11 protein-coding genes are annotated in these 14,012 nt (G+C 60.6%); 2 read left to right on the top strand and 9 right to left on the bottom strand.

What is annotated here, in order from left to right; genetic code table 11:
* Positions 1-2 precede the first annotated feature (2 nt).
* The 4 genes from rsmA to metG form a co-directional block, all read right to left on the bottom strand.
* Entirely contained in the window at positions 3-869 is an 867-nt protein-coding gene (gene rsmA, locus EJ997_RS12155; protein WP_126704781.1) for a 16S rRNA (adenine(1518)-N(6)/adenine(1519)-N(6))-dimethyltransferase RsmA, read from the bottom strand.
* Positions 856-1,998 (bottom strand): aggregation-promoting factor C-terminal-like domain-containing protein, encoded by a 1,143-nt coding sequence (locus tag EJ997_RS12150; RefSeq protein WP_126704780.1) that lies wholly within the window; start codon positions 1,996-1,998, stop codon positions 856-858. Before EJ997_RS12150 ends, rsmA begins: the two co-directional genes overlap by 14 nt.
* A 161-nt stretch (positions 1,999-2,159) precedes the next feature.
* Positions 2,160-3,089, bottom strand: a complete 930-nt coding sequence (locus EJ997_RS12145; protein ID WP_126704779.1) for a TatD family hydrolase — start codon at positions 3,087-3,089, stop codon at positions 2,160-2,162.
* The gene (gene metG / locus EJ997_RS12140; RefSeq protein WP_126704778.1) at positions 3,086-4,876 is read right to left on the bottom strand and encodes a methionine--tRNA ligase; all 1,791 of its coding nucleotides are present in this window, start codon (positions 4,874-4,876) and stop codon (positions 3,086-3,088) included. The genes EJ997_RS12145 and metG overlap by 4 nt, the downstream gene beginning before the upstream one ends.
* A gap of 92 nt (positions 4,877-4,968) precedes the next feature.
* On the opposite strand from metG, the gene EJ997_RS12135 reads away from it, so the two are divergent.
* The gene (locus EJ997_RS12135; protein WP_126705068.1) at positions 4,969-5,598 is read left to right on the top strand and encodes an isochorismatase family protein; all 630 of its coding nucleotides are present in this window, start codon (positions 4,969-4,971) and stop codon (positions 5,596-5,598) included.
* Positions 5,599-6,356: 758 nt separating this feature from the next.
* On the opposite strand, the gene rsmI is transcribed toward EJ997_RS12135, so the two are convergent.
* Positions 6,357-7,199, bottom strand: coding sequence for a 16S rRNA (cytidine(1402)-2'-O)-methyltransferase (rsmI, locus tag EJ997_RS12130; RefSeq protein WP_228201508.1), 843 nt, complete (start codon positions 7,197-7,199; stop codon positions 6,357-6,359).
* A 119-nt stretch (positions 7,200-7,318) separates the two neighbouring features.
* Between rsmI and EJ997_RS12125 the strand changes: the two genes are divergently transcribed.
* A complete protein-coding gene (locus EJ997_RS12125; protein ID WP_164720004.1) occupies positions 7,319-9,499 on the top strand; it encodes a dolichyl-phosphate-mannose--protein mannosyltransferase in 2,181 nt (726 codons plus the stop codon).
* Positions 9,500-9,744: 245 nt separating this feature from the next.
* Here EJ997_RS12125 and EJ997_RS12120 read toward each other — a convergent pair whose 3' ends face one another.
* The 4 genes from EJ997_RS12120 to EJ997_RS12105 form a co-directional block, all read right to left on the bottom strand.
* A complete protein-coding gene (locus EJ997_RS12120; protein WP_164720003.1) occupies positions 9,745-10,197 on the bottom strand; it encodes a molybdopterin dinucleotide binding domain-containing protein in 453 nt (150 codons plus the stop codon).
* Between the two features lie 2 nt (positions 10,198-10,199).
* Positions 10,200-11,297, bottom strand: coding sequence for a molybdopterin-dependent oxidoreductase (locus EJ997_RS12115; RefSeq protein WP_126705067.1), 1,098 nt, complete (start codon positions 11,295-11,297; stop codon positions 10,200-10,202).
* Positions 11,298-11,573: 276 nt separating this feature from the next.
* Complete coding sequence (locus EJ997_RS12110; protein WP_228201507.1) at positions 11,574-12,410, bottom strand: SDR family oxidoreductase; 837 nt, start codon at positions 12,408-12,410, stop codon at positions 11,574-11,576.
* A gap of 4 nt (positions 12,411-12,414) precedes the next feature.
* Complete coding sequence (locus EJ997_RS12105) at positions 12,415-13,953, bottom strand: succinic semialdehyde dehydrogenase (protein ID WP_126704773.1); 1,539 nt, start codon at positions 13,951-13,953, stop codon at positions 12,415-12,417.
* Positions 13,954-14,012: the final 59 nt, after the last annotated feature.

Raw genomic sequence — 14,012 nt, 5'->3', positions numbered from 1 at the left:
TTCTACGCCTGCGAGGCTTCGGCGATTGCAACGAAGTCTTCGATCGTCAGCTTCTCGCCCCGCAGGGCCGGGTCGATTCCTGCGGAGCGGAGGATCTCTTCGGCACGTGCCGGGCTTCCCGCCCAGGATGCGAGGGACTGGCGCAGGGTCTTGCGTCGCTGGGCGAATGCACCGTCGATGACCTTGAAGACCAGTTCGCGATCAGCATCGGGCTCTTGCCTACGATCAAAGCGCACGAGTGCGGAGTCAACGTTCGGGACAGGCCAGAAGACACTCCGGGAAATCAGGGGGCCGCGGGCCGCTTCCGCGTACCAGGCAGCCTTGACCGAGGGGACACCGTAGACCCGGGATCCCGGCTTGGCTGCCAGTCGTTCGGCCACTTCCAGCTGGACCATGACATCGACGATGTGGAGACTGGGAAGGTGCTCGAGGGCCGTGAGGATCGCGGGGACCGCGACGTTGTATGGCAGGTTTGCCACGAGGTGCGTGGGCACGAAGGCGTCGAGCTCCGGCGGGACCGCCAGCTCATTGTCGGCCAGCTGTAAGGCATCGAACTGGGCGACTGCGAAACGTTCGGGACGGTCGTGCCGGGCGTTCACGGTTTCCGGGAGCGCTGCGGCGAGTTTCGGGTCGATCTCGACAGCAGACACGAAGGCCCCCGCCTCAAGAAGGGCGAGGGTGAGGGATCCTAGGCCGGGCCCTATTTCTAGGACCCTGTCGCCTTCGGATACGCCGGCGTGGGACACGATCTTGCGGACCGTGCCCCCATCGCCAACGAAATTCTGTCCGAGTGTCTTGGTTGGACGGATGCCAAGCTTGTTGCTCAGCTCCCGGATATCACTCGGGGTGAGGAGACTAGTACCAGCCAACGCTGTACGAGTGGTTCAGTGCACCGCAGGGCGTGCCGTAGCGGCCCTGGATGTAGTCGAGGCCCCAGGCAATCTGCGTTGCCGGGTTCGTGCGCCAGTCAGCACCGTGCGACGCCATCTTCGAGCCCGGGAGGGACTGCGGAATGCCGTAGGCACCGGACGACGGGTTCTGTGCGAGGTGGTTCCAGCCGGACTCGCGCTGCCAGAGGGTCTCGAGGCACTGGAACTGAGAGTTGTTCCAACCCTTGTTCGCAACCATCTGCTGTGCGATGCCCTTGTTACCGCCCTTGTTGACAACGACGGGTTGCGACTGTGCCGGCTCGGGCTCCGGGGCCGCCTGGGTCTGTGCCGGGGCGGACTGGGTCTGAGTCTCGGTTGTGGCGGCGGGCGCTTCAGCAACCGGCTCCGGCTCGGGCTCGGGCTCGGGTTCCTTGGTGCCGACTGCAATGACACGGTCGACCCGCTCGGACACGGTGACGTTAATTGTTTCCTCGCGAGAGTCCTCGACACCGTCGACGTACTTGACGCGGAAGGTCGTGCGGGTAACGCCGTCCTGACCTTCGGCCGTCACCTTCTCGGTGCCCTTCTCAAGGGTGGAGTCATTCTCGCGGACGGTCTCGAACTCGTCCGTGTTCTCCTCAACAACCTCTTCGAAGGTCACGCGCTTCACGGTGACGCGTTCGTTGGCAACAACAGGATCGCCCAGTTCAACATTGACGATGTCATCCTCGCCAACGGTGATTCCGTTCTCGGAGAGAACCTGGCCCCACGTGTCAGCCTCGGTGTTGACGAGCTGCGCGGTGCCGTCGGCAACGATGATGACATCAACGGAAAGATCGGGCTCAGCCGTATCGATCTGCATGGGTGCGGTAAAGGAAGCGGCCTGCGCCGTGGGAACGGCGGGCTCAGCAGTCATGGCAACCGCGGAAAGGGCGGTTGCGGCCGCAAGGGCGGCAACGGCGCCATAGCGGCGCGAGCTCACGGTGGAGCTGGGAGTTTTGCTCGCATGCGAGCTGGAAGTCTTAACGGCGTCTCCACCGGCCCAGGCAGCAACTGCTGGCAGCTGGGTCTCACTCGGTGCCTGCGGGACGGCAGGAGCCTGGTTCGGTTTGCGGGAGTGTCGTCCCATTTCTTAACCTCATCAGTCTGGATGTTCTGAATACTTGATCGAGTGTAATCAAATGTTGCTCGATTGTAATCAAAACGTGACCTAGTCTTCGAAGGAAGAGACCGGCCAGAGTCAGACAATAAGCACTTTTACATCTGCACGACAGGGACTTTTCGTTGAAATCACACGAAATAGACGGAGTTCGTGGTATTCACAAGCGTGGTGCAGAGTGTGTCTAGCGCCACACTCCGAATCTTGGCAAGATAACGCACCGTGAGGTTGATGAGATAGGGAGCGTTGGGCCGACCGCGGTAGGGGTGTGGGGTGAGGTAGGGGGCGTCGGTCTCGACGAGGATGAGCTCGGCGGGAAGAACTTGGGCCGCTTTCCTCAGGTCCTCGTTCTTGGGGAACGTGACCGTTCCCGCGAAGGAGGCGTACCAGCCGTGCTCGGCAAGGATCTCCGCGAGCGCCCTGTCGCCCGAGAAGCAGTGAAAGACGGTGCGGTCCGGGGCTCCCTCTTCGAGGAGAATGCGGACGGTGTCTTCGTGGGCTTCCCGGTCGTGGATCTGCATGGGCAGGCCGAGACGCTTGGCGAGGGCAATGTGTGCACGGAAGGATTCAGCCTGAGCCGCTCGTCCTTTTTCTCCGGTGCGGAAGTAGTCGAGGCCGGTCTCCCCGATCGCCACGATCCCGTGAGCGGTCGCCAGCTCCTCAACGAGGTTGATGGCTGCGTCGAGGTCGTAGTTCTCGTGGTAGTCCTTGGCAACATGTTCGAGCCCGTCGGGTCCAATCTCCCGCACCCCAGCGTGCATGGCTGCTTCGTTGGGGTGGATGGCGATAGCGGCGGAGAACTCCGGGTGCTGATCGGCGAGGTCGATGACGTCTTGAAGGTCTGGGACCTCACAGCCGACGGTGATGGCATGGGAAATCCCCGACTGCTTCATACCCTCCAGCTGCCCGTCGATCAGGAGCGGGTAACGGGGCTCGCCATCCTCGGAGCGATTCTGCACCCGCCCTGGCCGATCGGTTCCCACGTGGGTGTGGTTGTCGATAACCGGGAGGGGCAGTGGCTCGGGGATGGGAGGGAAGAGGGAACGGTCTTTGCGGCTCACTGGAGGTCCAGGCGGGCCAGCTCTTCGTCGACGACCTCGGGGTCGAGCTTGACGAAGACGGGCTTCGGCTTGCTGATCGGAGTACCCACGGTCACCGGGACGGACTCCCAAGGACGCAGGTTTGAGTAGTCACCGGTAATGATCGGGTAGGCACCGCCACCGTCAAGGTCCTCAGCTTCCTCCATGCGGGGCATGGGGGCGATGTCGCCGGGACCGCCAATGACTTTGTCGATGGCATTGGACGAGTGCGGGAGGAACACCGACATCATCGTGTTGATATCGGAAACGGACTGGATCAGGGTGTGGAGGATCGTGGCGAGACGCTCGCGCTCCTCGGGCGCCTTGAGCTTGAACGGCTCGGTGCGGGACACGTACGCATTGGCTTCGCCAATGATGCGCATGACCTCCGCGAGCGCGGAACGCTGGTGATGGTTCTCGATGGCGCCGCCGACGGTTTCGAAGCCCTTGCGGACCTCGGCAAGAAGCTCGTTGTCGATGTCTTCGAGCTGGCCGGGCTCGGGGATCTCACCGAAGTTCTTCGCGATCATGGCCGCGGTGCGGTTGACGAGGTTACCCCAGCCTGCCACCAGTTCGGAGTTGTTGCGGCGAACGAACTCGGCCCAGGTGAAGTCGGAGTCTGAGGTCTCGGGGCCGGCGATCGAGATGAAGTAGCGTAGCGCGTCCGGCTGGTAGCGGGACAGCACGTCGCGAACGAAGATCGTGATCTTGCGGGACGAGGAGAACTTCCGTCCCTCCATGGTCAAGAACTCGGAGGCAACGACCTGGGTGGGAAGGTTGAGCTTGCCGTAGGAGCCCGGCTCGCCACCCTTGTCGCCTTCGCCGTTGTAGCCAAGCAGCTCGGCGGGCCAGATTTGGCTGTGGAAGACGATGTTGTCCTTACCCATGAAGTAGTAGGACAGCGCCTCGGGGTCATTCCACCAGTCGCGCCAACGCTCCGGGTCGCCGATGCGGCGTGCCCACTCGATGGAGGCGGACAGGTAGCCGACGACGGCGTCGAACCAGACGTAGAGGCGCTTGTTCGGCTTGTCTTCCCATCCGGGGACCGGGATACCCCAGTCGATGTCGCGGGTCATGGCACGCGGGCGAACGTCTTCGAGCAGGTGCTGGGAGAACTTGATGACGTTGGTGCGCCACAGACCAGACTTTTCGCGGTTGTCGAGCCAGCGCCCAAGCTCCTTGGCGAGTGCCGGGAGGTCCAGGAAGTAGTGGTCGGTTTCGACAAAGTCAGGAGTTTCACCGTTGATCTTTGACCGGGGATTGATCAGCTCGGTCGGATCCAGCTGATTACCGCAGTTGTCGCACTGGTCGCCGCGCGCACCATCGTAGGAGCAGTGTGGGCAGGTGCCCTCAATGTAACGGTCGGGCAGGGTTCGGCCCGTCGTGGGAGAGACGGCACCCGAGGTGGTCTCCACCAGCATGTAGCCGTTGTCGCGGACAGTCTCAAACATCGACTGCACAACCGCATAGTGGTTGCGAGTGGTTGTCCGCGTAAACAGGTCGTACGACAGGCCGAGCGCTACCAGGTCTTCCACGATGATCCGGTTGTTGCGGTCGGCAAGGACCTGGGGCTCAATGCCTTCCTGGTCGGCGGCCACGAGAATCGGGGTGCCGTGCTCATCGGTTCCCGACACCATGAGCACGTCGTGCCCCGCCATGCGCATGTAGCGCGAAAAGACATCGGAGGGCACACCGAAACCGGCAACGTGGCCGATGTGACGGGGGCCGTTAGCGTAAGGCCAGGCAACAGCGGATAGTACTCGTGACATAGTCACTAGGTTAATGCCTAACCTCGTCTCGTCGGAATCTTGAGCCAATTGTGCCGGTCACGACTAGGATGTGGGACATGAGCGACACGTATATGGACGGAACGGAACCCGAGGACGACGACACCCTCGCAGCCCTCCTGATTAAGCCCCACCGAGCCCTGATCCTCGTCGACGTACAGCCCACATTCTGCGAAGGCGGTGCCCTCGCAGTGGAAGGCGGCAACGAGGTCGCCCGCAAGATCGGCGAGTTCGTCAAGGTGAACCGCGGCAACTACGGGATCGTGGTCTCCACACAGGACTGGCACATCGAACCCGGCGACCACTTCTCCGACAACCCCGACTTCGTCGACACCTGGCCTCCCCACGGCGTGGCTGGCACCGAAGAAGCAGAACTGCACCCTGCTGTTGCCGGACTATCGGAAGAGTCCGTCAAGAAGGGCCAGTACGCTGCCGCGTACTCCGGTTTCGAGGGGAAGACGGAAGATGGTCGTTCCCTTCTCGACGTTCTTAAAATGTCCGAGGTGACAAGCATCGACATCGTGGGACTCGCAGAATCCCACTGCGTTAAGGACACGGCACTGGACGCTCGGGCTCTCTACGAGGAAGTCCGCGTCTTCTCGGACCTCACCGCCCCCGTCAGCGAAGAACTCGGCCAAAAGGCCCGCACCATCATGGAAGGCGCCGGCATCATCCAGCTCGAATCACGTAACGCCTGGCTCTAAACCACCTGCCAGCCACATCGCCCTCGCACCATCCACTTTGGGATCGTAGCGGGGGCGATGTTATTTCGACAGAGCAAAACAGTCGATGTCCCCATCGGCCTACGCAGACCAGCACGAACCGTGCCGACCAGCACGAGTCACAGCGCGAGAAGAAGTAGCACGGACCAGAAGAGGTAGCGCAGACCAGAAGAAGCAGTACTGATCTGGAGATGTTGCGCAGATCCGGCCGGCCCGAATAAGGAACGCGGGTTTGAGCCACAGTCTCAAGCAACGCACGTCATCGCCCCAGCTGGGGAACGGACTCCCGCGACGGGCCTATGATGCCACGAAACCGACTTCCCGGCAGCTGCCAAAGGAGGGCGGGGAGCACGAAACGCACTCCCCGCCTGTGATCCAACGGGGGCCACTCCAATCAGATCACAGCTCGATCAAACGAGCTTATCAAGTATAAGCCGATATGCTTTAGCAACGCATACTGATTCTTGGTCTAAATTATCTCAATTTGACAACAATTAGAACGATAATTCGGGTAAACCTTGAATTACCGCCAAGTTGGCCTATCTGGCACGCTCATCTTGCAAAGCCACCAGACGGTCAGAAATCCACCATACGGACACGGCGAAGGTGGAAGGTGCTCACCCACTGGCGGTAGGCAGCTAACGCGCGTTCATCTCGCCAGCATTCAGCACAGTGCCGTGTGAGTATCACCCGTTGCCACCGGGCGCAGAGCCCTTCGCCGCTACAGCGCCGCGTCCGGCCTAGAGGTCTTCGTCGCGCTTAGCAAGCGCGGCTTCGTAGAGTTCTTTCTTTCGCACTCCGGTACGGGCTGAGATGTAGGCGGCTGCGGCTTTCATGCGCATGCCGGAATCCGCTAGGACAAGAACGTCGTCGACGTGGTCGTCGGGGCTGGGCTCCCGGTAGGGGGCGCCGCTCACAACGATCGTGATCTCACCCTTAAGACCGCCAGCCGCCCATTCCGCCAGCTCGTCAAGCGAGCCTCGCTTCACTTCCTCATAGGTTTTGGTGAGCTCGCGGCACACGGCGGCCTCTCGGTCGGCACCAAACTGCTCCGCCATGATCGCCAGGGTGTCGCCGACTCTATGCGGGGAATCAAAGAACACCATGGTTCGCATCTCATCCGCCAAAACGGAGAACACTCGTGCCCGATCCCCGTCCTTCCGGGGCGCAAACCCTTCGAAGCTGAAACGGTCGGTGGGGATGCCGGAGATCGCGAGCGCGGTCAGCACTGCCGACGCACCCGGGATCACCGTGACGGGCACGTCTTCTTCGCGGGCTTCGCGAACAAGTTTGTATCCGGGATCCGACACGGTCGGCATACCGGCGTCGGAGACAACGAGGACTTCCATGCCTGCGCGAGCAGCATCCAGGAGCTCGTCGATCCGTTCGGATTCGTTGTGGTCGTGGAAGGCGAGAACCTTGGCGGTTATGGGAATCTCGAGCCTGCCAGCAAGATTAAGTAATCGTCTCGTGTCCTCGGCCGCGATGATGTCGGCCGTTTCCAGCATCTGCCTAAGCCTGGGAGTCGCATCCCCAGCATCGCCGATCGGTGTTGCTGCCACGTAGATTTTGCCGTCACTCACACTCCAACTATCTACCATTAGCCCCGCTCGGGCCACCCTGTTACGAGAAGTGAACGTAGACTTCTAGGGTGGCATTGAAGAAGACACGCGCGTGGAAGAGGCAGCCAAGGGGCCGCCGCTTGAGCGAACGGCAGTCCAGAGCCTGGGAGAGCGAACTCCGTAGCAGGCTGGGTCTACCCACCTCAACACTCCCCGCCCAAATCAGGCTGTGGGGCTGGATCGCCACCGCAGTCACCGGCTTCATCGCTCTCGTGACGCGTTTCTGGGGGCTTTCCCACCCCCATCAGATGGTGTTCGACGAAACCTACTACGTGAAAGCAGGATACTCTTTCGTCGTTCACGGTTATGAACGGAACTGGGTTGGTGAAAACGCCGACGAAATGTTCGTTCAGGGCACGGATGCTGCTGCGGAGCTTGCCGCCGACTATGTTGTTCATCCGCCCCTTGGGAAATGGTTAATCGGATTCGGGCAAGCAATATTTGGAACCGACAACGGGTTCGGGTGGCGGTTCGCTACGGCGGTCGCCGGGATCATCGGCGTCATGCTCCTCACCCGCATTGCGCTCCGCATGTTCCGCTCCGTCCCCCTCGCTTTCCTCGCGGGCTTCTTCATGGCGATCGACGGTGTCGGCATCGTCCTGTCGAGGACCGGGATCCTCGACAACCTGCTTGCCACCTTTGTGCTGGCCGGGTTCTGGGCCGTTCTAAGAGACAGGGATGCAACGAGAGCAAAACTCGCGCACAGGGTTGCGCACGGTCCAGTATCCAAGAGCGGGAAGCCCCGCTCCTACCTTGGCCCCATCATTCTGTGGCGACCGTGGCTCCTCCTGGCAGGTCTTCTGATCGGTATGGGATGTGGGGTGAAGTGGTCCGCCGCCTATGCCCTTGCCGTTTTCGGGATCCTCGTCTTCTGCTGGGACACTGCCGCCCGCAAGGAGCTCGGCGTGAAGGGCTGGTTCGCCTCCGGTATCGTCACCGGCGGCGTTCCCGCATTCCTCTCGTTTATCCCGATCGCTCTCGTTACCTACGTGGGTTCCTGGACCTCCTGGTTCCTTGACCCCCGCGGATACAAGCGGGGTTGGGCCGAGAGTCAACGTCTTATCGGCGAGGAAGTCCCCTTCGAAAGCCTTGGCGACCCCATTGCTGAACTCATCGAGTATCACCGACAAATGTGGGAATTTCACACGGGACTGAGCTCCGAACACACCTATATGTCGCAACCCTGGGACTGGATCCTCCAGCTCAGGCCCGTCAACTTCTATTGGCCCCCCGAAGAAAAACTGGTCCAGGACTGCGGCGCCGAGCGTTGCGTCCAAGCCATCTCCTCCGTCGGCAACCCCGGTATCTGGTGGCTGGCGGCAGCATCCCTCATTCTCGTCCTCTGGTACGCGATCAGGAAGGGCGACTGGCGGGCCTGGGCAATCCTCGCTGGCTATGGCGCCATGTACCTGCCGTGGTTCAACTACATTGGCCGCACCGTCTACCAGTTCTATTCCGTCGCCTTCCTCCCCTACGTTGTTCTCGCCCTCATCTTCGCGCTTGCCTGGGTGACAGACATGCTTGGCGAACCCTCCCTCGCCGCCATACGCAAGGCGGCAGCCAAACGCCGAAAGAAGGAACTCGACGAGGACTGGAGCATTGCTATGCCCGGCGAGGGCAAGCACACACAGGACGACGAAGAGGATCCGCTAGACAGGTACCGAACTGACACCCCGCAGGATCCCGACGACCCGGACTTGGACGGCAGCCCGGACATCGACTGGCCTAACCGAGAGGACTTCACCCTCGGAGCCGATGACACGACCACAGCACCAACCGGTCAAGGCCTCGAGGACCTCGACCCAGAAGCCATTGCGCATCTAGTCGCCGAGGACGATATCGATGGCGGGAGCACCGAGGTCACTGAAGGTCAGGACGGTACGAAACCGTCCGATGACAAAGCGGATTCTCATCACGGAAACCCCGTGAATGCGCAACCTTCTGCCAATGTCGCGGGTTCAGAAGATGAAAACGGCACGGCCCTAAGCTCCCGTGCTGAGCGCATTGCGACAGAGAATAGTGGCCTCGCCGATTCCATTGACCCCGACATGGATCCGATTGAGCGAGCAGTCCTTCTCGAGCATGGTCCGGAACCGCTCCCCTACACGCTTCTCCCCGCAAGGAAGAAGGACTGGGTGGTTCTCGGAGTAACAGCGGGCCTGACGCTCGCCCTGTCGATCTTCTGGTGGCCCTTGTGGACCGGAATGACGATCCCATACGACTTCTGGAAGATGCACATCTGGCTGCCGGGTTGGTCCTGATCCCGCGGGTGACGACGCCACAGACTGACCACTTGTCACCTAGAAGCATTGCTAACGCGACTTGAGGCCGCCTATACAAGGCGGCCTCAAGCTCCATGCCTAACCCTGTCGCGTCACCTCGACACCGTTCCTATCGGAGTTTGACAACGTCTTCCCTATCGGGGCCCGACAATGTCTTCTCTATCGGGGTTTGACATCAACCATGGACGAGTTCAGTGTCTGCGCGAGGGAGATCGGATCAACCTTCACGGGGTGAGGATACTTGCGGTCTCCTTTTCGTTGACCACACCGAAGCCCGTCACAAGGCTGACGATCCCCGGCATGATCCTCTCGGTTACGATTGCCCTGGCTTCCACTTCGCCGCGGTCGTTGTAGACATACACGTCGTCTTCGTGCTTGATGCCACGGGCTTCAGCGTCACGCGGGTGAAGCTGAACAACCTGCCGGTCCCAGATTTCAGTCAGGTACTGCTGGTGCAGGTAGCTCGAGTTCACCTGGTTAAAGTTCCGTCGGTTCACGAGCTGAAGCGGGTATTTCTTCGCCAGTTCCCTATCAACCCATGGTGCTTCGACAGGCTCTTGATATTCGAGCACCGGCTCAAAACCCTTGTCTTGCAGGTAGGTCAAAAAGAACTCGATCCGCCCGGACGATGTATTGAACTTCTTGTCCCCGAATGGAATCCACTTCTCGGGAGCCACACTTACCGGACCCTTCTCCAGTTCTTCCAGGGTGACACCGGTGGGTTCGAGAACGTTGCGGATAAGGTTGTCCTCCGGCTTGTCGAAGTCCTCACCAAAGCCAAGGCGGTTCGCAAGCTGCGTGAGAATCCAGTGGTCACTCTTCGATTCGAACAGCGGATCGATCGCTTTCTCCAAGCTTCACGAGGAAGGGGCATTGGAGTAGGTCTTGCGGTACTTCTCGTCGTAAACCTTCTCATAAATAAGGCCTTCATCATCCCCAGAACAAACGAAGAGTCGGTGCCCGGACGAATGGGGATATACGTATCCGAATGCGCCGCAGTCTCGCTATAGCGCGGGTCAATCGTGATGAGCTTTGCGCCGTTCTTGCGGCGGGCTTCAATAATGTTCTTGAAGTAGCCCTGGTTCGAAACAGCGGGGTTATTGCCCCAGGCAATGAACAGCTTCGTGTGAACCCACTCGTCACGGAACTCCGAGCGGTTACCACCGAGAACGGCGTTGAATCCTTCGGTTGCTGCCGGACAGCAGAGCGACGATACGGTGGGTGTGGATCCGCCGAACCGGTTCCAGAACGCCGCCCACAGGCCACTGACACCGGTTGAAAGCGAAGACCAGTTGCCCGTACCACCATAGGCGAGGAATGCCTCGTTACCGCTCTCTGCCCTGATCTCTTCCATCTTCCCAGCGACGGTGTCGAGAGCTTCGTCCCAGGAAATTCTTTCCCATTCTCCCGCCCCGCGTTCGCCAACGCGCTTCAGCGGGTACTGGAGACGGTGCGGGCTGTACAGCTGGTTGATTCGGGAGGTTCCGCGAGCGCAGGCCCTGATGTGGAAATCAGGATCCGCGGTCACGCGCTTCACGTTGCCATCTTCGACCTGCACGAGCATGGCGCAGTGCAGACCCTCGGGAGTGTTGGCGGTACGGAACACCTTCGTGTTTCCAGAGGTGCTCGCAGCTTCCGAAGTCGCGTCCTTCAAGCCAAAGCCAACACCACCGGCAACGGCTGCCGCGCCACCCGCCACTGCCGACCACTTCATAAACGATCGACGCGTCGGACCGCTCTGTTGCTCATTAACTGGTGGTTCAATATCAATGCTCATTTTATTGCCGCTCCTTCACTCAGCGCGGGAGGCCACAATGCCCCCTTAAGTCAGGTTCAGGGTATTTGCGCCGGTAATCCCGGAATTGGCACCAAAATCCCCAAGCATTTCCGAGAGCATTCTCAAACAGCACAAATCGGGCAAAACGCAATTCCGCAAGGCAGAATATGCGCCAGCGCAGATTAATCGTCCATCCGCAGTAACGAACAGCGCGCGGACTGGGAGATGTCGGGAGATGCCTTCGATCGGGTTGAGTTAGGTAGGTACCAGATTGGGCTACTGGCTGTCTCCCCGTTTTCCGGAGTGGCCGACAAACTCATCCATCGTCGAGTGGATGCCGAACAGGTCGGTCACCCTGTCTAAGACAGGCACGGGCAGGCATTTCATGAGCCTGATGGTTGCCGCAAAGCGCGGCATGACAAGTGACTGGTTTCCGGCCTCGATAGCATCGAGGATCCGGGCGGCCACTTCCTCGGTGTCGAGGATGGGAAGGAGCGCCGAGACCCGGGATTTCACACCATCAAACATTCGGGTGTTCGTGTAGTAGGGGTGGACGATCAGGGTGTGGAGCGGGTTGCCGTGGTGCCGAAGCTCGGCCCGTAGCGACTCGGTAAATCCCACTGCCGCAAACTTCGAGGCCGAGTAGTCGGTTTGTCGGGCAACGCCGAGGAGACCGGCGGCGGAGGCAATGGTTGTGACCGATCCTTTGCCGCGTTCGATCATGCCGGGAAGGAACACTCGCGTGGTGCGGTAGAGGGCGAGCGCATTAATGTCGAACGTACGAGCGATCTCTTCTTCGGTGAGGTCAAGGAAGTCCTTGCCCGTGACGATCCCAGCGTTGTTGATGAGAACATCGACCCTGCCGTGTTCAGCTAGGACCCTCTTACCGACAGCGGCGACGTCGTCGGGATCCGTGAGATCCACGCGATAGTACGTGGCATTCGCTCCGAAGGAGCGGATCTCGGAAGCGGCAATCTCGCCGCCCTCCTCTTCAATGTCCCACACGATGACGTGCTTGGCGCCGCGGTGCGCAGCACCTTCCGCCATTTCTTTCCCAATACCGGAGGCGGCTCCGGTGATGAGGACGACTGCTCCACCGAGCGGTGTACGCATGCGACTACTTGCCATATTTGATGAACACCTTCATGATTCGTGACCAGGTTTTTTCGCCAACACCGCTCGGTGCTTGGACGGGGAGAACGAGCGAGGTCGCGACGTTCTGAGTCTCCGTATATTTCAGGAGCCCTTCCTTGCCGTGCCTGCGGCCCATACCGGAGGACTTCATTCCTCCCATGGGTGCATGCAGTGATGCCCAGGCGGCGATATAACCGTCGTTGACGTTAACCGTGCCGGCCTGGATTCTCGATGCGATCCTCGCTCCCCTACGGGAGGACGACCACACTGAGGCGTTGAGTCCGTACTCGCTGTCGTTCGCACAATCAATGGCTTCTTCCGCGTCCTTCACCCTGAAGAGGGAGACGACGGGACCGAAGGTCTCTTCGCGGGCCACGGTCATTTCGTCGGTGACGCCCGTGAGAACCGTTGGGGCATAGGCGGTGGGCGCCACCTTCGGGAGGGCCTTGCCGCCGGTGAGAACGGTCGCGCCTTGAGAAACGGCGTCGTCGACATGACGGGTGACGGTTTCGAGCTGCTGCGTTGAGATCAGCGGGCCCATCCCGGTCTTCCAGGAATGGTTCGCGCCAACCTTAACCTTTTTCATGGCGCGCGTGAAGGCCGGGACAAACCTGTCCCAGATCCCGTCCTCCACATAGATCCGTTCGATCGAGATGCAGAGCTGGCCGGAGTTTGAGGTGACGGCCTTGACCGCGCCGCGTACGGCGCGTGCCAGCGGAGCATCCTCGAGAACAATGAGCGGGTTCTTACCACCGAGTTCGGCAGAGAACGGCACAAGCTTCTCCCCCGCCTGGGCCGCCAGGTTGCGCCCGGTCTTCGTGGAGCCTGTGAACATCACGTAGTCAGAGCCTTCGATCAGCGGCGCACCGAGCTTCGATCCGGGACCTGGCACCACCTGGAACAGGTCGGCTTCCAGGCCCGCTTCTTCGAGGAGCTTCTTGGCCGCGAGCGCGCACAGCACCGTGTTCGAGTCTGGCTTGAGGACAACGGCGTTGCCGGCCATAAGAGCCGCAATCCCATCGGAGACCGCCAGAGTTAACGGGTAATTCCACGGAGCAATAACGGCAACGACGCCACGCGGGTGATGGTTAACCCTTGTTCTTGTCAGCACGGGTAGCACGCCCGGCACCCTCTCGGGCTTCAACCAGCCCGGACCTTTCTTGGCATAGAAGGAGGCCGTCATTGCCACGTCCGAGATCTCTTCGAAGGCATGGGACCGGGCCTTACCATTCTCGCCCTGGATCAGGTCGAGGAGCTCGTTCTCGTACTTCCACACAAGAGCGGTGAACGTCTCGAGGATCTTGGCCCGTTCGGCCGGTTCCTTTTCGACCCAGCGAGACTGGGCAGCGCGAGCTCTTGTGAGGGCAAGTTCAACGTCGACGGGTTCGCAGATCGGATAGGTACCAACCTCGATTCCATCGAGCGGGGAAACGATCGGGGCTCCCGGGCGCGACGATCGGGTGGTTACCCACAGTGCGGGGTCGCCAAGTAGCTTCTTGGAAGTGGCGCTTAGTCTGTTCATGGGATCCTCCTCGGCCCCACACTAGCGCAAGTAAGGGCTGGGATAATCGCTCAATAGCC

Source organism: Flaviflexus ciconiae (genome assembly GCF_003971195.1).
In the GTDB taxonomy this organism is placed as follows: Bacteria; Actinomycetota; Actinomycetes; order Actinomycetales; family Actinomycetaceae; genus Flaviflexus; species Flaviflexus ciconiae.
This window is presented reverse-complemented; position numbering and strand designations above follow the sequence as displayed.